Annotated in this window: 21 protein-coding genes and 4 pseudogenes; 13 read left to right on the top strand and 12 right to left on the bottom strand. The window is 40.4% G+C overall.

Features of this window, described 5'->3' with window-relative positions; genetic code table 11:
* Positions 1 to 38: 38 nt before the first annotated feature.
* Positions 39 to 1,505: a PLP-dependent aminotransferase family protein gene (locus EGS71_RS06330; RefSeq protein ID WP_085944094.1), complete on the bottom strand. Its 1,467-nt coding sequence runs from the start codon at positions 1,503 to 1,505 to the stop codon at positions 39 to 41.
* 229 nt (positions 1,506 to 1,734) lie between these two features.
* Between EGS71_RS06330 and EGS71_RS06325 the strand changes: the two genes are divergently transcribed.
* The gene (locus EGS71_RS06325) at positions 1,735 to 2,604 is read left to right on the top strand and encodes a PhzF family phenazine biosynthesis protein (RefSeq protein ID WP_000117591.1); all 870 of its coding nucleotides are present in this window, start codon (positions 1,735 to 1,737) and stop codon (positions 2,602 to 2,604) included.
* 54 nt (positions 2,605 to 2,658) lie between these two features.
* On the opposite strand, the gene EGS71_RS06320 is transcribed toward EGS71_RS06325, so the two are convergent.
* Entirely contained in the window at positions 2,659 to 3,438 is a 780-nt protein-coding gene (locus tag EGS71_RS06320) for a ferredoxin--NADP reductase (protein ID WP_000718711.1), read from the bottom strand.
* A 104-nt stretch (positions 3,439 to 3,542) separates the two neighbouring features.
* On the opposite strand from EGS71_RS06320, the gene tsaA reads away from it, so the two are divergent.
* Positions 3,543 to 4,271: a tRNA (N6-threonylcarbamoyladenosine(37)-N6)-methyltransferase TrmO gene (gene tsaA, locus EGS71_RS06315; RefSeq protein ID WP_004736720.1), complete on the top strand. Its 729-nt coding sequence runs from the start codon at positions 3,543 to 3,545 to the stop codon at positions 4,269 to 4,271.
* Between the two features lie 9 nt (positions 4,272 to 4,280).
* Here the strand turns inward: tsaA and EGS71_RS06310 are convergent, their stop codons facing one another.
* A complete protein-coding gene (locus tag EGS71_RS06310) occupies positions 4,281 to 5,549 on the bottom strand; it encodes an MgtC/SapB family protein (RefSeq protein WP_001052952.1) in 1,269 nt (422 codons plus the stop codon).
* 287 nt (positions 5,550 to 5,836) lie between these two features.
* On the opposite strand from EGS71_RS06310, the gene EGS71_RS06305 reads away from it, so the two are divergent.
* The 4 genes from EGS71_RS06305 (at position 5,837) to EGS71_RS06290 (ending at position 10,160) form a co-directional block, all read left to right on the top strand.
* The gene (locus tag EGS71_RS06305; RefSeq protein WP_001020909.1) at positions 5,837 to 7,594 is read left to right on the top strand and encodes a GspE/PulE family protein; all 1,758 of its coding nucleotides are present in this window, start codon (positions 5,837 to 5,839) and stop codon (positions 7,592 to 7,594) included.
* A gap of 81 nt (positions 7,595 to 7,675) precedes the next feature.
* Complete coding sequence (locus EGS71_RS06300) at positions 7,676 to 8,035, top strand: NirD/YgiW/YdeI family stress tolerance protein (RefSeq protein ID WP_000783084.1); 360 nt, start codon at positions 7,676 to 7,678, stop codon at positions 8,033 to 8,035.
* Between the two features lie 107 nt (positions 8,036 to 8,142).
* Positions 8,143 to 8,805: a response regulator transcription factor gene (locus EGS71_RS06295; protein ID WP_001221454.1), complete on the top strand. Its 663-nt coding sequence runs from the start codon at positions 8,143 to 8,145 to the stop codon at positions 8,803 to 8,805.
* A complete protein-coding gene (locus EGS71_RS06290) occupies positions 8,802 to 10,160 on the top strand; it encodes a sensor histidine kinase (protein WP_001257353.1) in 1,359 nt (452 codons plus the stop codon). Before EGS71_RS06295 ends, EGS71_RS06290 begins: the two co-directional genes overlap by 4 nt.
* A gap of 65 nt (positions 10,161 to 10,225) precedes the next feature.
* Here the strand turns inward: EGS71_RS06290 and hemP are convergent, their stop codons facing one another.
* Positions 10,226 to 10,396: a hemin uptake protein HemP gene (hemP, locus tag EGS71_RS06285; protein ID WP_000993415.1), complete on the bottom strand. Its 171-nt coding sequence runs from the start codon at positions 10,394 to 10,396 to the stop codon at positions 10,226 to 10,228.
* 136 nt (positions 10,397 to 10,532) lie between these two features.
* On the opposite strand from hemP, the pseudogene EGS71_RS06280 reads away from it, so the two are divergent.
* From EGS71_RS06280 to EGS71_RS06265, 4 genes and pseudogenes are all read left to right on the top strand, one after another.
* Positions 10,533 to 11,339, top strand: a pseudogene (locus tag EGS71_RS06280) (NUDIX domain-containing protein); the annotation flags it as partial.
* Between the two features lie 57 nt (positions 11,340 to 11,396).
* Positions 11,397 to 11,780 carry a transposase gene (locus EGS71_RS06275; RefSeq protein WP_001055589.1) on the top strand — a complete coding sequence of 128 codons (384 nt, stop codon included), beginning with the start codon at positions 11,397 to 11,399 and terminating at the stop codon, positions 11,778 to 11,780.
* Entirely contained in the window at positions 11,777 to 12,112 is a 336-nt protein-coding gene (gene tnpB / locus EGS71_RS06270) for an IS66 family insertion sequence element accessory protein TnpB (protein ID WP_000619347.1), read from the top strand. Before EGS71_RS06275 ends, tnpB (EGS71_RS06270) begins: the two co-directional genes overlap by 4 nt.
* 74 nt (positions 12,113 to 12,186) lie before the next feature.
* Positions 12,187 to 13,770 (top strand): IS66-like element ISAba25 family transposase, encoded by a 1,584-nt coding sequence (locus EGS71_RS06265; protein ID WP_001094424.1) that lies wholly within the window; start codon positions 12,187 to 12,189, stop codon positions 13,768 to 13,770.
* Between the two features lie 31 nt (positions 13,771 to 13,801).
* Here EGS71_RS06265 and istB read toward each other — a convergent pair.
* The 5 genes and pseudogenes from istB to EGS71_RS06240 form a co-directional block, all read right to left on the bottom strand.
* A pseudogene (gene istB, locus EGS71_RS06260) lies at positions 13,802 to 14,059 on the bottom strand (IS21-like element ISEc57 family helper ATPase IstB); the annotation flags it as partial.
* Positions 14,059 to 15,084 (bottom strand): IS21-like element ISEc57 family transposase, encoded by a 1,026-nt coding sequence (gene istA / locus EGS71_RS06255; RefSeq protein WP_002009888.1) that lies wholly within the window; start codon positions 15,082 to 15,084, stop codon positions 14,059 to 14,061. The gene istA and the pseudogene istB, both read right to left, overlap by 1 nt.
* A gap of 88 nt (positions 15,085 to 15,172) precedes the next feature.
* A pseudogene (locus tag EGS71_RS06250) lies at positions 15,173 to 16,288 on the bottom strand (IS66-like element ISAba25 family transposase); the annotation flags it as partial.
* A gap of 74 nt (positions 16,289 to 16,362) precedes the next feature.
* Entirely contained in the window at positions 16,363 to 16,698 is a 336-nt protein-coding gene (gene tnpB, locus EGS71_RS06245; protein ID WP_000619347.1) for an IS66 family insertion sequence element accessory protein TnpB, read from the bottom strand.
* Positions 16,695 to 17,078, bottom strand: a complete 384-nt coding sequence (locus tag EGS71_RS06240; protein WP_001055589.1) for a transposase — start codon at positions 17,076 to 17,078, stop codon at positions 16,695 to 16,697. The genes tnpB (EGS71_RS06245) and EGS71_RS06240 overlap by 4 nt, the downstream gene beginning before the upstream one ends.
* Before the next feature lie 87 nt (positions 17,079 to 17,165).
* On the opposite strand from EGS71_RS06240, the pseudogene EGS71_RS06235 reads away from it, so the two are divergent.
* A pseudogene (locus EGS71_RS06235) lies at positions 17,166 to 17,294 on the top strand (dGTP triphosphohydrolase); the annotation flags it as partial.
* A gap of 21 nt (positions 17,295 to 17,315) precedes the next feature.
* Here EGS71_RS06235 and EGS71_RS06230 read toward each other — a convergent pair.
* Together EGS71_RS06230 and mrcB are read right to left on the bottom strand one after the other, a co-directional pair.
* Positions 17,316 to 17,867 carry a tetratricopeptide repeat protein gene (locus tag EGS71_RS06230; RefSeq protein ID WP_000913439.1) on the bottom strand — a complete coding sequence of 184 codons (552 nt, stop codon included), beginning with the start codon at positions 17,865 to 17,867 and terminating at the stop codon, positions 17,316 to 17,318.
* Between the two features lie 20 nt (positions 17,868 to 17,887).
* The gene (mrcB, locus tag EGS71_RS06225) at positions 17,888 to 20,284 is read right to left on the bottom strand and encodes a penicillin-binding protein 1B (RefSeq protein WP_000667412.1); all 2,397 of its coding nucleotides are present in this window, start codon (positions 20,282 to 20,284) and stop codon (positions 17,888 to 17,890) included.
* 185 nt (positions 20,285 to 20,469) lie between these two features.
* On the opposite strand from mrcB, the gene EGS71_RS06220 reads away from it, so the two are divergent.
* Positions 20,470 to 21,378, top strand: coding sequence for an NAD(+) kinase (locus EGS71_RS06220; protein WP_001167242.1), 909 nt, complete (start codon positions 20,470 to 20,472; stop codon positions 21,376 to 21,378).
* Positions 21,375 to 21,647 carry a YeaC family protein gene (locus tag EGS71_RS06215; protein ID WP_001019667.1) on the top strand — a complete coding sequence of 91 codons (273 nt, stop codon included), beginning with the start codon at positions 21,375 to 21,377 and terminating at the stop codon, positions 21,645 to 21,647. The genes EGS71_RS06220 and EGS71_RS06215 overlap by 4 nt, the downstream gene beginning before the upstream one ends.
* Before the next feature lie 201 nt (positions 21,648 to 21,848).
* Here EGS71_RS06215 and EGS71_RS06210 read toward each other — a convergent pair whose 3' ends face one another.
* A complete protein-coding gene (locus EGS71_RS06210) occupies positions 21,849 to 22,862 on the bottom strand; it encodes a glycosyl transferase family protein (RefSeq protein ID WP_001093412.1) in 1,014 nt (337 codons plus the stop codon).
* Positions 22,863 to 23,119 lie beyond the last annotated feature (257 nt).

Here is a 23,119-nt window from a genome sequence, read left to right as displayed (position 1 = left end):
AATATATGGTTTTATTTTATTAACTCTATATTTTCGATTCAACCTACTGAATTAGTAGGGATTTGATCTACATCTTTTTGTACAGGTAGCATATTTTTTGCTAACTCTCCTAAACGCATCAAAGCATTTAACATTTTAGGATTTAACTCAAAACAAGCTGCAATACGTAAACAATGACTAAATCGTTTATCAGCCGAGCACAAAATTCCCGGCATACATAAGATTTTTTCATCCATGGCCTGATGAAACAGTTCTAGGGTATCAATTGATTCGGGTAGCTCTAACCATAAAATAAATCCCGCTTGTGGACGACTGACTCGAGTACCGACTGGAAAATAACGACAAATATAAGATTTGATGGTGTCAATTTGTTGTTGATAGCGTTTTTTGAGCTGACGTAAATGTAGATCATATCCGCCATTTTCTAAAAAAAGTCCTAACGTTTCTGTGAGTAAAGCTGGCTCGGCAACAGTGGTTGTAAATTTAAGCTGCTGCACAATATTACGGAAGCGTCCAGCTTCTAGCCAACCAATTCGATAGTCGGGTGCCACAGTTTTGGTGTAGCTGCCGCAGACCAAAACCCATCCATTTTGGTCAAATGCCTTAATGTTGGGTAGTAGAGGCTCGGTGAGTTGTAATTCGGCATACATCGCATCTTCAATAACAGGAATTTGGAATTGATTAGCGAGCTCTGCTAAACGACGTCGGTTGTTTTCAGCCATGCTAAAACCAAGAGGATTATGTCCTGTTGGAATAGTTAATATGGCTTGTACACTTTGAGATTTTAATAGTTCTTCAAGTGCGTCTAGACACATCCCTGTATGCGGCGAAGTAGGCACTTCTACAATTTTTCGTCCTAAATTCTGAAGAAGTGGATATAAGTTATGAAAAGTAGGAATCTCAAGCGCTATGCTGTCACCTGCTTGGGTGGTTGCCATAATTGCAAGACTTAAAGCCTCCATAGTGCCATGAGTCAGCACAATGTCATCTGCTGAAAGAAACATACCTAACTGTAAGCTTCGTCTAGCAATTTGAGTACGTAAACGTATAGAGCCGGGCGGTAAAGTATAGCTTTTAAAAATATCCGGCTGTGTTCGTAAAACCTGAGCAGTTAAACGTTTTAAGCGTTCAATCGGGTAGAAGTTTTCACCTGAGGGACAAGCTAGGGCCAAATTGACATAGTCGGGGTCCATCTGCTTTTTAACAATTTGTGCGAGAAAACAGCTAATTCCCGAAAGAGATACTTTTTCTTCACTGATATAACGCTCCTCAAGATCTGGCAAGTTTGAAGGTGTATGGCAAACATAGTAGCCAGACTGTGGACGAACAGAAATTAAACCTTGGTCTTCAAGCTTCCGATAAGCTTCCTTTACGGTGTTAATACTAACTTGATAATGTTGGGCACAGTCTCGAATTGATGGCAACCGAGAACCCACAGGTTGCCTGCCATTCTGAATTTGAAGAGTAAGGTCATCACTCACTTTTTTATATTTGTACATATCAATTTATTAAAAAGCAAAAGCAATGGATACACTTTATAGTGATCTCATATTTATCTCAAATATTGTGATTAATTTAGTTTAATACTTTTAATGGAGGATTTAGTTTTAAGAACTGTGTCTATTATTTTTCATATTAACTGATACTGTGACCATTAAAAATAAAACAGTAAGATCAAAAAATGGTGAGGATTTAAAGCCATATTTTAAATTACAAAATCAGTAGGAGTGGTCTATGTCTGTTGTTGCATTTAAACAAGTTGATGTTTTTACTTCACAAGCATTTAAAGGAAACCCTGTTGCGGTCATTATGGACGCCAGTACCTTAACGTCTGAGCAGATGCAAGCCATTGCGAACTGGACCAATCTTTCTGAAACCACATTTGTATTGCCAGCCACTGATTCACAAGCTGACTATCAGGTTCGAATCTTTACTCCACAAAGCGAGTTGCCGTTTGCAGGACATCCTACCATTGGTACAGCCTATGCTTTGCTTGAGGCAGGTCTAATTAAAGCGAAAGAAGGTCAGCTGGTACAGCAGTGCGCTGCTGGTTTGGTGACGCTGACCGTGAATGACTCAAATCATATTTCCTTTGAGTTACCTAAACCTAAAATTACACTATTAGATGCACTGCAAACTGAGAAGTTGGCCGAGATTTTAAAATGTAAAATCAATACTCAATGGAATGCCGCATTGGTGGATGTCGGAGCCCGCTGGGTTGTATTGCAAGCTGTTAATGCTAAGGCTGTTTTGGCAAGTCAGCCTGATCTAAATGCTTTAAAGCAATTTAGTTTAGAGATGAAAGTAACAGGCTCTACAATTTATGGATTTTATGAAGAAAGTAATGAGCAAAAGCGCATAGAAGTTCGTTCATTTGCTCCGGCATATGGAGTTAACGAAGATCCTGTTTGTGGTAGCGGTAATGGTAGCGTGGCATCTTTCATTCGTTACCATGGTATTTTGCCTGCGCAAAATGATGTGGTGCTTTCTTCTCAGGGGCAAGCTTTAGGGCGTGAAGGACAGCTTCAACTTGAATTACATCAAGATAAAATTTTAGTGGGTGGAGCTGCTGTTACTTGTATCGACGGTACGATTAAGTTGTAAAAACAGAAATAAAAAACCGAGGCCTTTGCCTCGGTTTTTTAATTAGAAAAAATCTTATTTTTCTACGAACGCACGTTCAATGACATAGTCGCCCATTTCACCCATACGAGGTGATTCAACTAAACCGTGTTGGTCAAGTAACGCAGCAACATCTTTCAAGAATGCAGGGCTACCACAAAGCATTGCGCGGTCAGTTTCACGGTTGAAACGTGGTAAACCAATTTTTTCAAATAAAGCACCAGTTTCAATTGCAGTTGTTACACGGCCTTGAGTATGGAAAGGTTCACGAGTAACGGTAGGGTAGTAAACAAGTTTGTCTTTAATACCTAATTCTTCAAAGAACTCATTGTTTGGTAATTCGTTCAAGATTAGGTCTTGATAAGCTAATTCAGAAATATAACGCGTACCGTGAACTACGATTACTTTTTCAAAGCGTTCGTAAGTTTCTGGGTCACGAATAATTGACAAGAATGGAGCAAGACCAGTACCAGAAGATAATAGATACAAGTTTTTACCAGGTAAAAGGTCATCATGAACCAATGTACCTGTTGGTTTTTTAGAAACTAAAATTTCGTCGCCAACTTGTACTTTTTGCAAAATCGAAGTTAAAGGACCGTCTTGTACTTTAATCGAGAAGAATTCTAACTCTTCTTCGTAGTTCGCACTTGCAATCGAATATGCACGCATTAACGGTTTGCCATTCACTTCAAGTCCGATCATCACGAACTGACCATTTTTAAAACGTAAGCTAGCGTCGCGTGTAGTTTTAAAACTGAAAAGGGTGTCATTCCAGTGGTGCACATGAGTAATGCGTTCAACGTTAAAAGCAGCCATTAAAGGTCTCGATCACGATTAAAAGAAAACAGGTTGCTATTCTAATCTAATTTCATTCCCGATAAACTGAATATATTTAATTGTGTTTATAAGAAAAAGTGATGATGAATTCTGTCACCCTCCCAATAGTCGGGCACATGTGCTCACCTTTTCGAGAAAAATTTGGTATTCCACGTCAGCCTAATTTGGTCAATATCGAGTCTTATATCGAAATGGTAGAACCTTATAATGACTTATTAGCTTTTGAGGGAATCGAACAATTTAGTCATCTTTGGCTCATCTGGCAGTTTCATGACAATAAAAATCAGGAGACTGCAACTAAGTTTCGGCCTCAAGTTCGCCCACCACGTCTAGGGGGCAATGAAAAAATAGGTGTGTTTGCAACACGTAGTATGTATCGCCCAGCGCCTATAGGCTTATCTGTAGTACGTTTAAACAAGCTTGAAAAATTCGGTAAATCATTAAGAGTTTATGTTACTGGCAGTGATTTATTAAATGGCACGCCAATTTTAGATATTAAGCCTTATATTCACTATTCAGATGCAATTGTTGATGCTCAAAGTGGTTATGCGCAGGCCGAACCAGAACGAAAATCGGTCTTATGGTCTGAAAATGCATTGTCTACCCAGCAGTCTCTTTTTAAAAATAAAGAAATTAATGCACAATATCTTGATGAATTAGAACAAGTATTGTCATTAGATCCTAGACCTGCCTATCAAGAAGACCCTGAACGAGTCTATAAAATGAAATTTTCGAATTTTGATATTCATTTTAAAGTTAATGGCAATGTCATTACAGTTGTTGATATGGTGAAAGACACATCGCTCGTGTAATAAAGCTATTTAGAACCAATGTATGTTCATCCATAGCAAGCCAATAAATATTGTCATATGCAAAATTTGGGCAGGTATGAAAGCAAGGGCATAATGCAGTCCACCAGAAATGGCAGAGTTAATGCTCTTGGCAATTGCATGAACAGCAAAGCCACCCATGAACGCGATTAATAACGACGTCTGAGAGTTATTTGGTTCACCTTGTACAATCACTGCTGCAATAGCGGCATGTATTTCGAATAAAGAAGCAAGTAGTGTCCCCGCGATTAAGCCTGCATTACCTAAATATAGACTTAGGCCATAAACCCCTGCCTGAATGAGCGTAAGTGTCCCAGCAATAATAATCGCTTCTTTTAAGCTGAACATTCTGGTATCGAGTTCAGATGAAGTCGTACTTGGTTCTGCCTTACGTAATAAGATGAAAGCCCATACCGCTAAAAAAGCCAATGCAATGAGTGTTGGAAATATAATGAGTTTGAACCATGCCAAACTTATACCGACGACAATAATTAAGGTTTGTACCAATGTGGAAACGCATGACATTAATGCTGCACCTGCATTTGTTTTTGCATTCGCGCGACCAGAGCGTACTTCTAAGCCTAGACTCGCGATGGTGGCAGTACTTGAAACAAAACCCGAGGCTAAAGAAGAAAGTAATAAGGCATTTTTAGAGGATAAAAGCCGTTTTGCAATATGTGCAAGGGCTTGTACAAATAAAATCAACGTCAGTAACTTTAAAATCACATGAGGGTTTAGAACGGGTCCCCAAAAAGGTTTATTGGGAACTAAAGGTAAAGCAATTAGAAGTAGAGCAAGTAAAAAAATCCCGTCGCGCAATTCCGATTCGGTAATCCATTGACTGGCAATGCCGTGCATTGATTGTTTTGCTAATAAAATAATTGTCATGATGACGGCGAGTCCCGCAGCTAACGAAATATTCCAGATACAAAGTGCCCCAATAAAGTAAGTCATAATAAAGGCAAGTTCTGTGGTGACACCGGGGTCATTTGGCTGATTTTTAAGAGATACGATACTGATCGCGCCTATAAGTAGAGCGCCTACAATCCCGATTGCGGTACCAAATAAAAAACAAATTGCTCCAAGTAGGGAACTAATTGCAAAAGAACGAAAACCCGCGAAAGTTTTATATTCGTGTTTTAACTTACTTCGTTCGCGTTCCAGACCTACCAATAAGCCGCAGCCTAATGCAGCCGCAATGGTGGTAATAAACTCTTCAAAAGATACGGTTTGTAATGACATTGTCATTGGAAGATTCATAATACTTCCTCTTTGGTTTATTGTTATATGTAGATGTCAGCTATTTAAAAATCATGTATTCCATTTCAGTTTATGCTTTTTCTTGTATTGAGCCTAGTCTCTTTTTTAATCAAACCATCACAATAAGCATCTTTATAAATATGATCTACGACACAAAAAAATACTAAGTTGAGAATTGGATTAATTATTTGAAGTTCAAAGATATTTAAAAGCTAAACTTGGGTTTTTTAGACGGGCTAAATCTAAAACTTCTCTGATATATTATAAAAATATATTGGGGAAAACACATGAATATACATGTAGAAATAGACACACATTGGTGTCTAGAACAACTATTACAAGAAGGCCGTATCACTGAACGAGATAAGTTACTTGTACAAACCACAAATAGGCAAAAAGATCAGTTGAAATGGCATCCATTACAGTGGATTGCGCATTTTAATTTAAAAGACCAACATCATGTACAAGCACATTTAAGTTTAAACCGTCTGTGCCAATGGTTTGCAGATCGGGCACAATTACCTTTATTTGTGATTGATCCTTTAAAGGCAGATGTGAGTGCTTTAACTCAAGTCATGTCGCAAGAGTTTGCGATCCGTAATCATATTTTAGCTGTAGAAGTCCATGCGGACCGAATTGTGATAGGAACAGACCAGCCTTTTCAAACAGACTGGCTAAATAATTTAGAGAAGAGTTTAGCACCCAAAAAAATTGAACGGGTATTTCTCAACCCCGAGCAATTACAACGTTATTTACGAGAATATTATCAAGTCAGCCGAGCAGTAAACTCAGCTCAAAAAGATGCGGCTCATGACCGTGATAACAAAGGTGTAGAGGCGCTTTTACAGCTTGGTGATAGCCAAAACCCTGATGCCAATGATCAGCATATTGTGAAATTGGTCGACTGGATATTGCAATTTGCATTTGAACAGAGCGCCAGTGACATTCACATGGAACCGCGTAAAGACAATGGCAAAGTTCGGTTCCGTATCGATGGTGTTTTACATACCATTTATAACATGCCTTCAAATACTCTGACCGCCGTGATTTCTCGGATTAAAATTTTAGGGCGGCTAAATGTAGCAGAAAAGCGTAAACCGCAAGATGGTCGATTAAAAACACGTACGCCGAAAGGCCAAGAAACCGAACTACGTCTATCTACCTTACCAACAGCGTTTGGTGAAAAACTGGTTATGCGTATTTTTGATCCAGATGTGTTAGTACGTTCCTTTCAGCAATTGGGTTTTGACCAGTCTTTATTACAGCAATGGCAGCGTATTACGCAAAATAGTCATGGCATTATTTTGGTTACGGGGCCAACAGGTTCTGGTAAAACTACAACGTTATATTCTTCTTTAAAACAGCTTGCAACCGAGCAGGTCAATGTCTGTACCATTGAAGATCCGATTGAAATGCTAGAGCCTAGTTTTAACCAAATGCAGGTCAATCATGCAATTGAACTGGGCTTTGCAGATGGTGTGCGTGCGCTTATGCGACAAGACCCAGACATTATTATGATTGGGGAAATTCGTGACCAAGATACTGCGAATATGGCCATTCAGGCTGCACTCACAGGCCACTTGGTATTATCAACTTTACACACCAATGATGCGCCGTCTAGTTTGACCCGTTTACATGATTTAGGTGTACAACCATTTTTAACAGCCGCGACTATTTTAGGTGTATTGGCACAGCGCTTAGTGCGTAAGCTTTGCCCAAACTGCAAACAACAAACTCATATTAATGAGGAGGAATGGCAGCACCTAACATTTGACTACATTATGGAAATGCCAGAAAAAGTTTATCGGGCAGTAGGTTGTGAAGAGTGCCGGCATACGGGTTATAAAGGTCGAATCGGCATTTATGAGTTTATGCCAGTTAGTCTTGAGCTTAAGCATCTTATTAGCAGTCATGCGACATTAAATGAATTAAGAAGCCAAACTAAAAAAGAAAGTGTAGAGCCTTTAAGAATTGCAGGAGCTCGCAAAGTTGTTGAAGGTTTGACCACCTTGGAAGAGGTGCTGCGGGTTGTTCCATTAAATTAAATTTTTCTTAAGATTCACCTCATCTACCGATGATGTAATTGTTTTATTCCAAGGGTAAACCAAATAACAGAGGGTAATTTTATGAAAATGCTTAAAGTAATTTTGATGACTGCGGGTATGGCAACTGCGGGTATGGTAGTAGCAAATACACCTGTGAATCAGGCAGCTATTGCTCCAGCGACAGTTACTACAGTGAAACAAGCTTTAGCATCAAAAGATAATACACCTGTAAAATTACATGGTCAGGTCGTAAAATCTTTAGGTGATGAAAAATATCAATTCCGCGATAAGAGCGGTAGCATTACAATTGATGTAGATGATGAGCTTTGGCAAGGACGTGCTGTTTCAGCCAATACAAATGTGACTTTAATTGGTGAAGTAGACATAGATTATAAGCCTTTAAAACGTGTAGAAATTGATGTAGATCAGGTCCAGTTCTAATAAATTAATTTCTACATTTATTCCTTTTAGCCGCATTTAAATCATGCGGCTTTGCTTTTTTTATAAAGACTTGGCAACATCCAATCAGGATATAACAGGAAAAACAGATGAGAATTTTGCTTGCAGAAGATGATCGCTCTCAAGCTGAAAGTATTCAATCATGGTTAGAATTAGACGGTTATCAAGTAGACTGGGTAGAACGTGGTGATTATGCCCTTACAGCAATTGAGCAGCATGATTATGACTGTATTTTGCTTGATCGGGGCTTGCCCCAACTGACTGGTGAAAAAGTTTTAACAACCATCCGCCACAAACAAAAAAACGTTCCCGTGATTTTTATTACCGCACGTGACAGCATTCATGACCGAGTAGAAGGGCTTGATTTAGGTGCAAATGATTATTTGGTTAAACCATTTAGCCTAGAAGAATTATCGGCTCGCATCCGCGCTCAATTACGTAAACAAACTCTGAGTCAGCAATCGATTTTAACGTGGGGTGATTTGCAACTTGATACACAAGCGAAAGTTGTATTATGTGCTGGTAAGACTATCGATTTAACAGCAAAAGAATTTCAAATATTACGTAAACTTATGGTTCATCCTGAGCATATTATTACCCGTGATCAATTAGAAGAAGCACTCTATGCATGGGGCGAGGAAATCGAGAGTAACGCAATCGAAGTTTTTATTTATCAGCTTCGAAAAAAAATCGGAAGCAGCAGTATTAAAACCATACGGGGGCTAGGCTACCGTATGGGAGACTTAAAATGAGATCAAATCGTTCATCCTTGCAGTCACAACTGGTTAAAACCACCATGTGGAGCAGTATTGTGGTGGGGCTACTGGCATTAAGTTTACTCACCATATTTTCGATTTATCACAACATGTCAGTACAAGATGAAATCATGGATGAAATTTCAGATACCTTACTGGTTTCTGACCTTTCTAAACACTCGATGAAGCAGTTTGACGAGCTGAGTGATGAATTTGATATTCAATATGAGTTATTAGATACAGGTCAGGTGCTTACCCATTCTCATACCTATCAGCATGAACTTTTTGAAAAAGGTAATTTATCAGAAGGTTTTTCATATTTTTGGTTTGATGGCCAATTATGGCGTAGTCTGGCTGCACAACAAGAAGATTCAGAGCTACAAGTTGAAGTTTTTCAGCCCATTAGTACACGTATTGAAGAAGTATTAAAAGCACTTGCTGGATATAGTGGCCTTATGGTGCTGTTCTGGTTACTACAGTGGGTTATTGTAAGTTGGCGTACCGAACAACAATTGGCTGCGCTGAATTTACTCTCTAAACGTATTGCTCAAAAAACTGCCTCAAACTTAGAGCCAATTCAAGAACCAGATGTTATTACAGAAATTCAGCCTGTGATTGATGCTTTAAATCAGCTACTTGCAAGGCTACAAAGGGCACTGGTTGCTGAACAGCGTTTTACTGCAGATGCTTCACATGAACTACGTTCACCTTTATCAGCCATACAAATGCGTCTTCAGGTGTTGCAACGGAAATATCAGCATATTCCAGAGCTTGATCATGATTTTGAGCGTATTCAAGAAGACGTTTCAAGAAGTACAAAAATACTGGAAAATTTATTGTTACTCGCTCGCTTGGAACCTAATGAAACAGAGCAATTAGAACTCTCTAAGAGTGTCGTTGATTTAAATCATGTATTAGCTAGAGTGATAGATACAGTAAATATTGATGCACAAGCCAAACACATGGTAATTGAGACAAACATTCTGTCAAATGAAACCAAAACATTTGCAAATGAAGAGCTCATGTTTATTGCTTTTAGAAATCTATTTGATAACGCTATTCGTTATAGTCCGGCTTTGGGTGCTATTCATGTTGAGCTAAGCCAGTACCAGCAAAAGCTGAAGATTTCTATAGAAGATACTGGGAATGGTGTGGATGATGAAGTCTTAAGGCGTTTAGGACAGCGTTTTTTTCGTGTATTAGGGACAAAGCAACAAGGCTCAGGGTTAGGGTTATCAATTACTAAAAAAATTATTCAACTCCATGGTGGGGAATTACATTTTATGCATGCAAGCCAAGGTGGCTTAAAAGTTGAAGTAATACTGCCTTTTAACCGTGAAATACAAAAATAGCATGGTTGCCCATGCTATCCATTTTTTGTTTTCCCACGAATATTATTGAAACGCGAGGATCGTTCTTATTTAGTTAAAATGAGACGGTTATTGCGAGTAAGGCGTAAACGATATTCCTCGCCAGCATGCATAATTCGAATTTCACGACCTAAGGCGAATAGGTTGTTAGAATGCAGCATTGGTAAGGCATGAGCTGAATCTGTATTGCGTGTAAATAAGCTAAAAGGTGCGTTCATTTGTTGTGCTCCGTGGTATATTCTTGAACGATTTAAATGATAATCATTATCGAATAGATCTGTCAATGAGATTTTAAAGATTTTATAAATTGATAAAATTTGCTTACACTTGTGAAAAATTTTAGTGAGTAGAAAAATGCCCAAACCGATTGTCGATGTCGCAATAGCTATCTTAATTCATCGTGGAAAAATATTAGTGGGATGGCGTGGTGAACAGCAGCATCAAGGTGGAAAGCATGAGTTTCCTGGTGGAAAGGTAGAGCAGGGTGAAACGCCTGAAGAAGCCTGCCGCCGTGAAATTTATGAAGAAGTCGGTATTGGTTTAAAAGATTGGCATCAATTTGATTATATTCACCATGAATATGATGACATTATCGTCAACCTTCATTTGTTCCATAGTTATGTACCTGATGAGTTATTAAATCTTATCCATCAGCCTTGGACATGGTACACACGTGAACAGCTACTTCACCTAAACTTCCCGAAAGCCAATAAAGACATTATTAAAAGATTGTATTGGCCTCATTTTATTAAAATTAGCCATACACTTACATCTGTAGCGAATAGTGATGCTTTATTGTATTGGCGTATAGAAGATGAATTTGGCCCGCGAGAAGTAGAACAATTAACGGCCTTAGATGAAGGGCAACGATCAAATTTAATTATAAATGTAGATATTTGGCAGCAATTGAACTCCGAATTAAAAAAACAGATCAAGACTGTTCATTTAAAACAATCTCAGCTCATGAGTTTACATAAAGGTGACTTAGAGATAGGAATACGTTTTATTGCTGCTTGTCACGATGCAGTTTCTTTACAACATGCTCAGCAAATTGGCTGTGATGCCGTTTTTGTTAGTCCTGTAAAAGTGACGGCTACTCATCCGGACGTTAGTGCATTAGGATGGGATCGTTGTAAGCATCCGGCTAACACAGCCTTACCAAGCGGTCCTATAAGCCTTAATTTAGTTCCCACCTAAAAACAAGTGGGGACTTAATCCATGAACATGGATATATATTCAGCAACACCTCCTGTTGCTAAAAAACGCAGAACATACAGCAAAGAATTCAAACTCAGTATTGTCAATGCCTGTAAAAATCCTAATACCTCGATCGCTTCGGTCGCACTGCAACATAGTATTAATGCCAACCTTGTCAGTCGTTGGATCAGGATCTTCAGCCATCATGAGGGTGCCGTGCAGGATCCTACTCATGTGAATCCAGCATTTATTGCTTTGCCTTACACTGCTGCAATCAGCCAACCTATTGATGAGAGGATCACGTTGTGTATCACCGTGCCTCATACGAATAATGATATTCAGCTAAAATGGCAGACATCAGAAATACCTGCCTTGGCAGAATTACTCAAGGCACTGGCAACATGATCCGTATCAATGAAATTTGGCTCTCTACCCAGCCCATGGATATGCGAGCAGGAATGGATACTGTCATGGCTCAGGTGGTGAGAGCCTTTGGCTACATCAAACCGCATTGCGCCTACCTGTTCTGTAATAAACGTGGTCATCGTATGAAAGTGTTGGTACATGATGGACTGGGCATCTGGCTGTGTGCCCGGCGTTTGGAACAGGGTAAATTTCACTGGGCTCAAGTTCACCAAGGTGAAACCGTGGCCCTCAGCCCGGAACAGTTACAGGCATTAATCCAAGGTTTGCCCTGGCAGAGAATTGGATTGCAGCAAGTGGTGAATATGCTCTAAACCAAGCTCGACCATTCTGCCATCCTCCAAACGTTCTATTTCATTCTCTTCATGACCTCAGGCATACTGCGGTCATGAATACGCTGCCTGACTTAAGCCAACTGACCCATGAACAACTGCTGGAATTCACCAGACAGTTGGCGATGCAGCATCAGTCTCTAGCACAATCAAACCAACAATTGGATGCCAAAGTTCAACATCTTTCTATTCTCAATCAAAAATACGAGCATGAACTGGCGCTGTTTAAAAAGCACAAATTCGCCCAAAAGAATGAACACTTAACGGCAAAACAAATCCACCTATGGGATGAAGCGGTTGAAGAAGATATTGCTGCTGTTGATCTGGAATTAGAACGATTAAATGCAGATAAAACCGATGCAGCGACACAGAAAGCCAAAACCAATAAACCTAAACGTCGACCACTGCCAGATCATCTACACACCATCCGTATTGAGCATGAACCTGCATCAACCCAATGCACTTGTGGATGCCAACTCCGTCGTATCGGCGAAGATGTCAGTGAGAAACTGCATTTCAGACCGGCACAGTTCTATAAGGAACAGCATGTGCGTGGTAAATGGGTCTGTGATCAGTGTGACACTCTGACTCAGCAAGCGATGCCCGCCTATGTGATTGATAAAGGCATTGCTTCACCTGAATTGCTCAGCCATGTGCTGGTATCGAAGTATGCCGATCATTTGCCGCTGTACCGTCAACGTCTGATCTATCAGCGGGCGGGAATCGAACTTTCTAGATCAACTTTATCTGACTGGATAGGTCGCTGCGGTGTAGAACTGGAACCTCTGGCCAATGCCTTAAAAGAGGTGGTGCTGCAACAGCGGGTGCTGCATGCAGATGAAACACCGGTCACCATCATGCGGATGGGTGAGAATGAGAAAAAACCGAAGAAAGGTTATGTCTGGGCCTATGCCACCACACAGTACAATCCAGTTCAGGCGGTGATCTATGACTTTCAGGATAGTCGTTCAGGCCAGCATGCTGCAGAGTTCTTGAAAGGCTGGCAGGGCAATCTAGTCTGTGATGATTACAGTGGTTATAAAGCACGCTTTAAATCAGGCCAGGTCATAGAGGTCGGCTGCATGGCCCATGCACGTCGTAAATTCCATGAACTGCATGTGACCGGGAAAAGTCAGGTCGCTGAACAGGCATTGGTGCTGATTCAGAAACTGTATGCGATAGAAGCAGAACTCAGGAAAAAGACCGATGGTACAGCGGAAGACCGCCGCGAATACCGACAACAGCATAGTCAACCAGTGATGCAACAACTATATGAATGGCTCAACCAACATCATCTGACAGTGCCATCGAGTTCTCCCACCGCCAAGGCCATCAATTACACTCTGAAGCGTTGGCCAGCCTTAAGCCGCTATCTGGATGATGGCAATCTACCGATATGCAACAATTGGGTAGAGAATCAGATGCGTCCCTGGGCGTTGGGGCGCAAGAACTGGCTGTTTGCAGGTTCGCTGCGCAGTGGTCAGCGAGCGGCAAACATCATGACTTTAATCCAGTCAGCAAAGCTGAATGGGCTGGATCCGTATGCCTATTTAAGTGATGTGCTGAAAAGGTTACCGACACATAAAGTGACCCAGATTGAAGAGTTACTGCCGCACTGCTGGAAACCTAAATCGAATTAAAAAATAGGTATGGGATTCAGCGGACGCTTACCTTTGGAGCACCTAAAGCATAATTAAAATCATAAGCCTCCAACGTTTTGATTTGAGTAAGACCTGAAAGTTGTAAAAGAATCTGTTGACTACGTTGCTGCTTGGCTGTGTATTCATGTAATAGCATAGCTTCAACGAAATCTGCATAACTGCCATCCTTTGCTAAGGTTTGTTGTGCATGATGTGACCATTGTGATGCCACTGTTTGTAGACCAAGCTGACGGCAAAGCTGTTCAATACGCTCATACTGTAAATTCATTAAGAAACCTCCAGTAATTCATCATAGATTGATAAGGGGTGTTGAACACTCTCATGAGGTATGAGTGATGATGGGCTAACATCATCAATTACAGATTTTTTAGAACCATCATTAAATAAAGGTAATGAAGAAAAATATTGTTGTTCTTCAAGCAAACGAGTACTTGGTTTTTCTTTAGTTGTTGCATGAATGCGTTGATTTGCTGTTTCACTAAGCCATCGACCAATATAGGCATTTGCCATATCAACATCTAAGCTAAGGTCAACCACCTTTAAACTTGCTTTTAATGGCACGATAAAACTTGATTTCAAATAACTATTAAAGCGTTCTACTTTACCTTTTGTTTGCGCACGATATGGCTTACAAACACGTGGTCGGAAGTTATATTTCTTAGCACAATCAAGTAATTTAGCATTCCAGCGATGTTGACCATCTTGATAAGCATCACGTTCAATCATAATGGCCTTAGCATTATCAAATAATACATCTTTAGGAACACCACCAAAGAACTGAAAAGCACTTTCTAAGCCATCAATCCATGCATCAGAACGTTCATGATCATAAAACTTAACAAAGGTTGCTCTAGAGTATCCCAAAGTTGCAACAAATGCTTTTAATGTGGTGTGATGACGTCGAATTTTTGTGAAATCAACCTGCATTTGTTGACCTGGTTGAGTCTCAAATCGCTTAATCGGCTCTGGTTGTTTAGTTGGCTTTAATGTATTGAGATAATTTTGTAGTGTTCTAATTTTCCCCGTGTAGCCTTTTTGCAAGATTTCTTGATACAACACTGCAGCCGGTATCCATTCTGGATCGGCGGCATTTACACGTTTGATTAAATACGGTTTATAAGGCTCAAGAATACTCACTTTAGATTGTGTTCGTTGATATTTAGGTGTTACTTGAGATCGTAAATATTTACGCACAGTATTTCTAGAAATACCGAGTTCGCGGCTAATTGCCTTAATAGATTGACCTTGTTGATGAAGTATTTGGATTGTCACTGCTTGCTCCAAAGTTAACATGTTGAGCAGTCCAAAAAGACCACTATATTAACCAAGGGGGTCAATTTTCAAATGCTGTTGGGGGGTCATTTTTACATTGCCGCTAACACAGTTTCTGAATCAGCACCAATGCCTGTTCAGCGACCTGACTTTTCCCGGTCACATGCAGTTCATGGAATTTACGACGTGCATGGGCCATGCAGCCGACCTCTATGACCTGGCCTGATTTAAAGCGTGCTTTATAACCACTGTAATCATCACAGACTAGATTGCCCTGCCAGCCTTTCAAGAACTCTGCAGCATGCTGGCCTGAACGACTATCCTGAAAGTCATAGATCACCGCCTGAACTGGATTGTACTGTGTGGTGGCATAGGCCCAGACATAACCTTTCTTCGGTTTTTTCTCATTCTCACCCATCCGCATGATGGTGACCGGTGTTTCATCTGCATGCAGCACCCGCTGTTGCAGCACCACCTCTTTTAAGGCATTGGCCAGAGGTTCCAGTTCTACACCGCAGCGACCTATCCAGTCAGATAAAGTTGATCTAGAAAGTTCGATTCCCGCCCGCTGATAGATCAGACGTTGACGGTACAGCGGCAAATGATCGGCATACTTCGATACCAGCACATGGCTGAGCAATTCAGGTGAAGCAATGCCTTTATCAATCACATAGGCGGGCATCGCTTGCTGAGTCAGAGTGTCACACTGATCACAGACCCATTTACCACGCACATGCTGTTCCTTATAGAACTGTGCCGGTCTGAAATGCAGTTTCTCACTGACATCTTCGCCGATACGACGGAGTTGGCATCCACAAGTGCATTGGGTTGATGCAGGTTCATGCTCAATACGGATGGTGTGTAGATGATCTGGCAGTGGTCGACGTTTAGGTTTATTGGTTTTGGCTTTCTGTGTCGCTGCATCGGTTTTATCTGCATTTAATCGTTCTAATTCCAGATCAACAGCAGCAATATCTTCTTCAACCGCTTCATCCCATAGGTGGATTTGTTTTGCCGTTAAGTGTTCATTCTTTTGGGCGAATTTGTGCTTTTTAAACAGCGCCAGTTCATGCTCGTATTTTTGATTGAGAATAGAAAGATGTTGAACTTTGGCATCCAATTGTTGGTTTGATTGTGCTAGAGACTGATGCTGCATCGCCAACTGTCTGGTGAATTCCAGCAGTTGTTCATGGGTCAGTTGGCTTAAGTCAGGCAGCGTATTCATGACCGCAGTATGCCTGAGGTCATGAAGAGAATGAAATAGAACGTTTGGAGGATGGCAGAATGGTCGAGCTTGGTTTAGAGCATATTCACCACTTGCTGCAATCCAATTCTCTGCCAGGGCAAACCTTGGATTAATGCCTGTAACTGTTCCGGGCTGAGGGCCACGGTTTCACCTTGGTGAACTTGAGCCCAGTGAAATTTACCCTGTTCCAAACGCCGGGCACACAGCCAGATGCCCAGTCCATCATGTACCAACACTTTCATACGATGACCACGTTTATTACAGAACAGGTAGGCGCAATGCGGTTTGATGTAGCCAAAGGCTCTCACCACCTGAGCCATGACAGTATCCATTCCTGCTCGCATATCCATGGGCTGGGTAGAGAGCCAAATTTCATTGATACGGATCATGTTGCCAGTGCCTTGAGTAATTCTGCCAAGGCAGGTATTTCTGATGTCTGCCATTTTAGCTGAATATCATTATTCGTATGAGGCACGGTGATACACAACGTGATCCTCTCATCAATAGGTTGGCTGATTGCAGCAGTGTAAGGCAAAGCAATAAATGCTGGATTCACATGAGTAGGATCCTGCACGGCACCCTCATGATGGCTGAAGATCCTGATCCAACGACTGACAAGGTTGGCATTAATACTATGTTGCAGTGCGACCGAAGCGATCGAGGTATTAGGATTTTTACAGGCATTGACAATACTGAGTTTGAATTCTTTGCTGTATGTTCTGCGTTTTTTAGCAACAGGAGGTGTTGCTGAATATATATCCATGTTCATGGATTAAGTCCCCACTTGTTTTTAGGTGGGAACTAAATTAAGGCTTATAGGACCGCTTGGTAAGGCTGTGTTAGCCGGATGCTTACGGATCGTTTTGCTGATTTAATCGAGAAGTGCCAAATTCCCGTATTTGCTTTGGGAGGCATGAGTCCTGATGATTTAGCCACAGCACAACAACATGGTGCATATGGCTTGGCGGGTATTCGTAATTTTTAATAAGGAATAAAGCATTAAAAGCTAGAAAGCTTTCAATGCTTGTTGTGCTTCTTGAACAGTTTTTGGGTTATTGCGCTGTTGTCCAGCTTTTAAAATGACCAACCAAAGTTGTTTTTTCATGGCTTGACTCTGCGCAAAGCTTAAACCACGTCTTGCAAGAGACTCAGCGTTAGAATATTGCTGTTTATGATTTGCAGTTAATGCCAGAAATAAATAGGTCTCGGCTGCCTGTGGCGCTAAACGCTGTGCTTGAAGAGCGTAGCGCTCAGCCTCGGACCATTGTTGGTTTTTGTAAGCCTGCTCGGTTTTTTGCATTAAAGTTTTAAAAGCGGGTAACTGGCTTCCATCATCATTAAAGCGTTGCGGCTTTTTCTGCTGAGGAACAATCACTTGTAAGCTTTTACGTTGAATTTCCGGATGATCATAAGGTGTAATTTTTACACCAGATGAGGACTCGGACTTCTTCTTTTCAGAAACAGGAGGTGTTTTCTCTTTTGGAGCTGAATGATCTGGTAAAGTTGTACAGCCGACCATAAGTACAGCACCAATATAAAAAACACCTTTCTTTAACATATCCTGTTTCCTGTTAACGCTTAGTTGTTATAACTACCACTTGAAATGATTCGTGTGTTATTCGACAGATCTTGTTCCATCTGGTTTTCACTTTCACGAATATAACTGTCGGTATTATCATCCTGAGGCTCAGGAATTGTGTTATCACTTTGTGGCGTATATGTTGGATCAACTTGATAATACGGTGCTCCACATGGCGTAGCACGATGTGGGACTGTATGCGCTAGCATTGGAATATACATGGCACCATCACAAGCTTGTGCCGATAAGTCACCCGATGCACGGTCAATCCATTGCCACTGTACAGAGTCTGGTTGACGTAAGTTTACTGGTGTCTGGCGTAATTGTTTCATCACATTAATCCATACTGGTAATGCACCAGATGAACCTGTTAAACCAGTTACTTTATTGTCATCTAAACCTAACCATACTACTGCAACATGATTACCTGAATAGCCGGCAAACCATGAGTCACGTGTATCGTTAGTCGTACCTGATTTACCCGCTAATTTTAAAGCTGGAGATAAGCTGTTATAGGCTGCACGTCCTGTACCTGATGACATGACCTGTTGTAAGCCATAGTTCATGATATAACCGACAGATGGATCAATGGTTTGTTGTACGTTTAGGCCATAACGATCAAGTAAACGTCCATTTGCATCTACAACAGAACGAATCGCACGAGTCGGATATTTGAAACCGCCTGTAGCAAAGTTTTCATAAATACCCAGTACTTCCATTGGTGACATATTAACTGCACCAAGGAAAATAGAAGGGTAGGCCGGGATTGTCGATTCAACACCAAATTTTCTTAAATTGTTGGTAAATGTAGATAACCCGAACTCTTGACCTAAGCGCACAGCAGAAAGGTTATAAGAATTTGCTAAGGCTTCACTTAAACTCACAATTCCATGACCACCGCCGCTATAGTTCTTCGGTGTCCAACTTTTACCGCCGTCTACTGGAACACTAATTGGAGCGTCTTCAATCTGGCTTGCCCAGTTATAACGTCCAGATTCAATTGCGCTCAAATAAATGACAGGTTTCAATAAAGAACCGACTTGGCGTTTTGCATCTAAGGCACGGTTAAAGCCGGTAAAGTCTTGTGTTGACCCGACAGCTGCAATTAATTCGCCATTTTCAGGATGGGCAATCAGTACAGCCCCTTGCAGGTTTTTCAAGCGAGCAGGGTTGCTATTAGCTAAGCGCTCTACAGAAGCTTTAAAGGCATTTTGAACTTGTGTTTGCGCAATTGGGTCCAAGGTCGTAAAAATACGTAATCCTTGATTGGTTAAATCACTTTCCTGATATTCGGTACGTAATTGACGACGCACAATATCTAAAAAGTCAGGGAATTTTGCTGGACCTAGGCTTGGCTTGCTTAGAACATTTAAAGGGCGCGCAATTTCAGTTTCATACTCTGCTTGAGTTAAATACCCCATGACACGCATGTTATTTAATACTGTATCGCGACGATTTTTTGCCCCTTCAGGGTTTTTCCAAGGGTTATATAAAGATGGACCTTGAACCAAACCGACTAAATAAGCTTGTTGTGCAACATTAAGCTCACGTAGTGGTAAACCGAAATAAAACTGAGAGGCCAATCCATAACCATTGATTGAATAGTTACCGTTTTGACCTAAATTCACTTCATTTAAATATGCTTCTAAAATTTCATCTTTGCTGTAATGCAACTCAATAAGTAAAGCCATTAATGCTTCATTAACTTTACGTTTAAGTGTGCGTTCAGGGGTTAGATAGAAGTTTTTGACTAACTGTTGGGTGAGGGTCGAACCACCTTGGCGACGTCCTCCAGTTACATTACTTACCAAAGCACGTGCTGTACCACGAATCGAAATACCGTGGTGATGATAAAAGTTACGGTCTTCTGTAGAAATTAAAGCTTCAATAAGTGGTTTAGGAACACTATTAAGCTTAATCAAAACGCGGTCTTCATTATGTTGAGGATAAATGCCCCCAATTAATAAAGGTTCTAAACGGGCAACTCCAGTTGATGAAGGTTTTGTACTGCGAACTTCTACAACTTGGTCGTTTGCAAAACTCAGTTCTAAAACCTGTTCAGGCTCTACGCTGTCGCCATAGTCGAAACCACGTGTATGGACATACATGTTGCTGCCTTGAGCAACATAGGTTCCAGACTTGTCATAATTACTTGAAGTTTTGTAACCTAGTAATTTTAATTCTTGGGTGAAATTTGCTTGAGTAATTGGCGCATTATTATAAATTTCCAAAGGTCGAGCAAACACCTTGGCCGGAATGTCCCAGCGTTGTCCTTCAAATTTTTCACGTATAATATTATCTAAACGAATCAGATAGATACTAAGAGCAATAAAAGCACCAATCACCAAAATGGAAAAAATTAGCGCGAAGAAACCGATACCACGTTCAAACTTCATATAAATGAGATAAAACCCTAAACAATGCGTTAATGATGCGATAGCTTGTCATCAATTTGCAATGATAAAACTGTGAATAAATGGAAAACTTAGATTGAATTTTACAGTATCTTGTTGTTATGTTTTTTTAAATTAATCTGGTTAATGTTATGATAGCTTAGAATCGCAGCGGAGCTTACTCATTCGTGCAAATTTCACATAAGTCCTTCAGAAACGTCGGGTTAATTGGTCGACCAGATAAATCATCAGTTGTAGAAACACTATGTTTAATTCATGACCATTTGCTAAGTTTAGGCCTAAACCCCATTTTTGATCAGGAAACTGCCGAATTAGTGCCCTATGATCATGCGCAAGTCGTTAGTCGTCACTTATTAGGTGAAGTCGCTGATCTGGTGATTGTTGTAGGTGGTGACGGTTCATTGCTTCATGCAGCCAGAGCTTTAGTGCGCTACAATACGCCTGTGATCGGGATTAACCGTGGACGTTTAGGTTTTTTAACCGATATTAAGCCTTCGGAAGCTATTTTTAAGCTTGATCAGGTTTTACAAGGTCATTTCCAACTTGATCGCCGTTTCTTGCTTGAAATGGAAGTACGTACTAATGGGGAAGTCATTTATGATGCAATTGCTTTAAATGATGTCGTACTACACTCTGGTAAGTCGGTACATATGATCGATTTTGAACTCAATATCGATGGGCAATATGTTTATCGCCAGCATAGTGATGGTTTAATTGTTTCGACACCAACTGGTTCAACTGCTTATGCTTTATCAGGTGGTGGTCCAATTTTACATCCTAGTATGGATGCTATTGCATTAGTTCCTATGCATCCCCATACATTATCTTCACGCCCAATCGTAGTTGGTGGGCAAAGTGAAATTAAAATCGTCATTCGCGAAAATCGGGTATTACCGATGGTAAGTGCAGATGGACAACATAGTGTCTCTCTCAATGTCGGTGATAGTTTGCACATCCGCAAACACCCATTTAAATTAAGTTTATTACACCCACCTGGTTATGATTTCTATATGGCTTGTCGTACCAAATTGGGTTGGAACCAAGATTTTGAATCTTTTCAAAGAGATGAATCATGAATATTGAACAAATGCTATCTGTTTTAAACCCTGAGATTGTAGAGCGTTTAAAAACAGCAGTAGAAATTGGTAAATGGCCAAATGGTGTTGCTTTAACGAAAGAACAGCGTGAAACATGTATGCAAGCTGTTATTGCTTGGGAGTTAAAGAACTTACCAGAAGAACAGCGTAGTGGTTATATTGACCGTGGTACAAAAGAAGAGGGTGAGGTTTGTGAAGATGATCATCACAAGCATGAGCCTGAATTTAAACCGATTCGTTTTGTTTAAAACTTAATAAGATAGAAAAATTATTTTTGGTTATTCCATACAGCCTTATATAGCATGTTTTTCATAAGTTATAGCATATAGGCTTTTATTACTTTTGAAGGATCAAAAGTAACCAAAAATCCTCTGTATCACTGACGATACTTCCTGTATCGCAGTGATACGGTCGACATCCATGTCGACCTTCACGATAGCATTTGTTAACTACAAATTAAGATTGCTTAAATTTCGTGTTTCCCATAATACTTTTGCTTTTTGCATCGCTTCCTCGAAATTAGAAACCACGCCCATGGTATATAACGCAATACCCATGGTTTCTGTTACGGCCATTTCCCCATATTCATGATGCTGTTGCCCAAGCCAGACAGCTTTAAAGGTTGCTAAGTCTAACTCTTCTTCAATTGGGCTACGTTCAGGCGTAAGCTTTGGCAACTCATGCTCATAGAGTTCGCCATTTTTAATACCACAAATGAGTGTTTTCGCGTCTGGGTTTCGCTCGAATTCGCCGCCTTCGCCCTTAATAACTGCGCTATTTTGATAGCCTAAGCGAAGTGCACTATGCTGATGTGAAGTTCTGTAAGCAGGATGGAATATGGCTTGTAAGGTGGCTTTAGCGTTAAAAGGATTAATTAAACGGGCTAAAGTATGAATAGGTGAACGCAATCCCATGACATTTCTTAGAGATATTAATTCGCTTAAAACTGGTGAAATCACATCTAGCGGTAAGTAAGCGAAATTTTGTTCTGCCAATTGGGTACGAACTTCTTGTTCAGAATGGCAAATTTTATAATCTAAATATTCCAAAACTTGTTCGGTATAAACTCGGTTAATGGTATGTCCGGAAGCGCCATGCATTACGATTTTATAACCGTGATGAGCAAGGGTAAGAGCCGCTAATAAAAACCAAGGATAATGTTTACGCTTACCGGCATAAGATGACCAATCTAAGTCAACTTCTAAAGGTGCAAAATGAAGCTGGTCTTTTGTGGCTTGTACAAAACCTGCAAGTTCATCAATAGATTCTTCTTTAACACGTAGCAGCATTAAAAAAGCACCCAACTGAACGTCAAGAACTTCGCCTTTTAAAATCATAGTAAAAGCCTGATAGGCTTCTTCATAACTCAGTGAGCGAGATCCAGTTTTCCCCTTACCTAAAATACGGACATATTGAGCAAAGGGATGTTCAGCATCTTTATATATATTACGTTTAGTATTCATGGCAATTCAAAACAGTAAAAGTAAGGGGAGTAGGCAGCTCAAAATGAAATGTCTACAAGGACTTATCAATATGACATAAAAAACTGATGAAAAAATATCAAAAGTGTTTCTCATACTAAAGTCTTAAGGCTGCATGAGTATTTTTTGTGCGTATTAGCCAAAATTTTAATCGAATCGTGATTTAATTCGAGTAAACTTCATGTGCTTTTTTGAGCACTCATATCATAATTTTCTGTGATTCTCCTATATCTTCAGCT

Source organism: Acinetobacter sp. FDAARGOS_559, assembly GCF_003940475.1.
Classification (GTDB): domain Bacteria; phylum Pseudomonadota; class Gammaproteobacteria; order Pseudomonadales; family Moraxellaceae; genus Acinetobacter; species Acinetobacter baumannii.
The sequence above is the reverse complement of the archived record's forward strand: the minus strand, read 5'-3'. Positions and strand labels throughout refer to the sequence as shown.

What these genes read in the sequence shown, in the direction of transcription:
- EGS71_RS06325 (WP_000117591.1), top strand. Translation starts at nt 1,735, where the DNA reads ATGTCTGTTGTTGCATTTAAACAAGTTGATGTTTTTACTTCACAAGCA.
- EGS71_RS06320 (WP_000718711.1), bottom strand. Translation starts at nt 3,438, where the DNA reads ATGGCTGCTTTTAACGTTGAACGCATTACTCATGTGCACCACTGGAAT.
- tsaA (WP_004736720.1), top strand. Translation starts at nt 3,543, where the DNA reads ATGAATTCTGTCACCCTCCCAATAGTCGGGCACATGTGCTCACCTTTT.
- EGS71_RS06310 (WP_001052952.1), bottom strand. Translation starts at nt 5,549, where the DNA reads ATGAATCTTCCAATGACAATGTCATTACAAACCGTATCTTTTGAAGAG.
- EGS71_RS06305 (WP_001020909.1), top strand. Translation starts at nt 5,837, where the DNA reads ATGAATATACATGTAGAAATAGACACACATTGGTGTCTAGAACAACTA.
- EGS71_RS06300 (WP_000783084.1), top strand. Translation starts at nt 7,676, where the DNA reads ATGAAAATGCTTAAAGTAATTTTGATGACTGCGGGTATGGCAACTGCG.
- EGS71_RS06295 (WP_001221454.1), top strand. Translation starts at nt 8,143, where the DNA reads ATGAGAATTTTGCTTGCAGAAGATGATCGCTCTCAAGCTGAAAGTATT.
- EGS71_RS06290 (WP_001257353.1), top strand. Translation starts at nt 8,802, where the DNA reads ATGAGATCAAATCGTTCATCCTTGCAGTCACAACTGGTTAAAACCACC.
- hemP (WP_000993415.1), bottom strand. Translation starts at nt 10,396, where the DNA reads ATGAACGCACCTTTTAGCTTATTTACACGCAATACAGATTCAGCTCAT.
- EGS71_RS06275 (WP_001055589.1), top strand. Translation starts at nt 11,397, where the DNA reads ATGAACATGGATATATATTCAGCAACACCTCCTGTTGCTAAAAAACGC.
- tnpB (WP_000619347.1), top strand. Translation starts at nt 11,777, where the DNA reads ATGATCCGTATCAATGAAATTTGGCTCTCTACCCAGCCCATGGATATG.
- EGS71_RS06265 (WP_001094424.1), top strand. Translation starts at nt 12,187, where the DNA reads ATGAATACGCTGCCTGACTTAAGCCAACTGACCCATGAACAACTGCTG.
- istA (WP_002009888.1), bottom strand. Translation starts at nt 15,084, where the DNA reads ATGTTAACTTTGGAGCAAGCAGTGACAATCCAAATACTTCATCAACAA.
- tnpB (WP_000619347.1), bottom strand. Translation starts at nt 16,698, where the DNA reads ATGATCCGTATCAATGAAATTTGGCTCTCTACCCAGCCCATGGATATG.
- EGS71_RS06240 (WP_001055589.1), bottom strand. Translation starts at nt 17,078, where the DNA reads ATGAACATGGATATATATTCAGCAACACCTCCTGTTGCTAAAAAACGC.
- EGS71_RS06230 (WP_000913439.1), bottom strand. Translation starts at nt 17,867, where the DNA reads ATGTTAAAGAAAGGTGTTTTTTATATTGGTGCTGTACTTATGGTCGGC.
- mrcB (WP_000667412.1), bottom strand. Translation starts at nt 20,284, where the DNA reads ATGAAGTTTGAACGTGGTATCGGTTTCTTCGCGCTAATTTTTTCCATT.
- EGS71_RS06215 (WP_001019667.1), top strand. Translation starts at nt 21,375, where the DNA reads ATGAATATTGAACAAATGCTATCTGTTTTAAACCCTGAGATTGTAGAG.
- EGS71_RS06210 (WP_001093412.1), bottom strand. Translation starts at nt 22,862, where the DNA reads ATGAATACTAAACGTAATATATATAAAGATGCTGAACATCCCTTTGCT.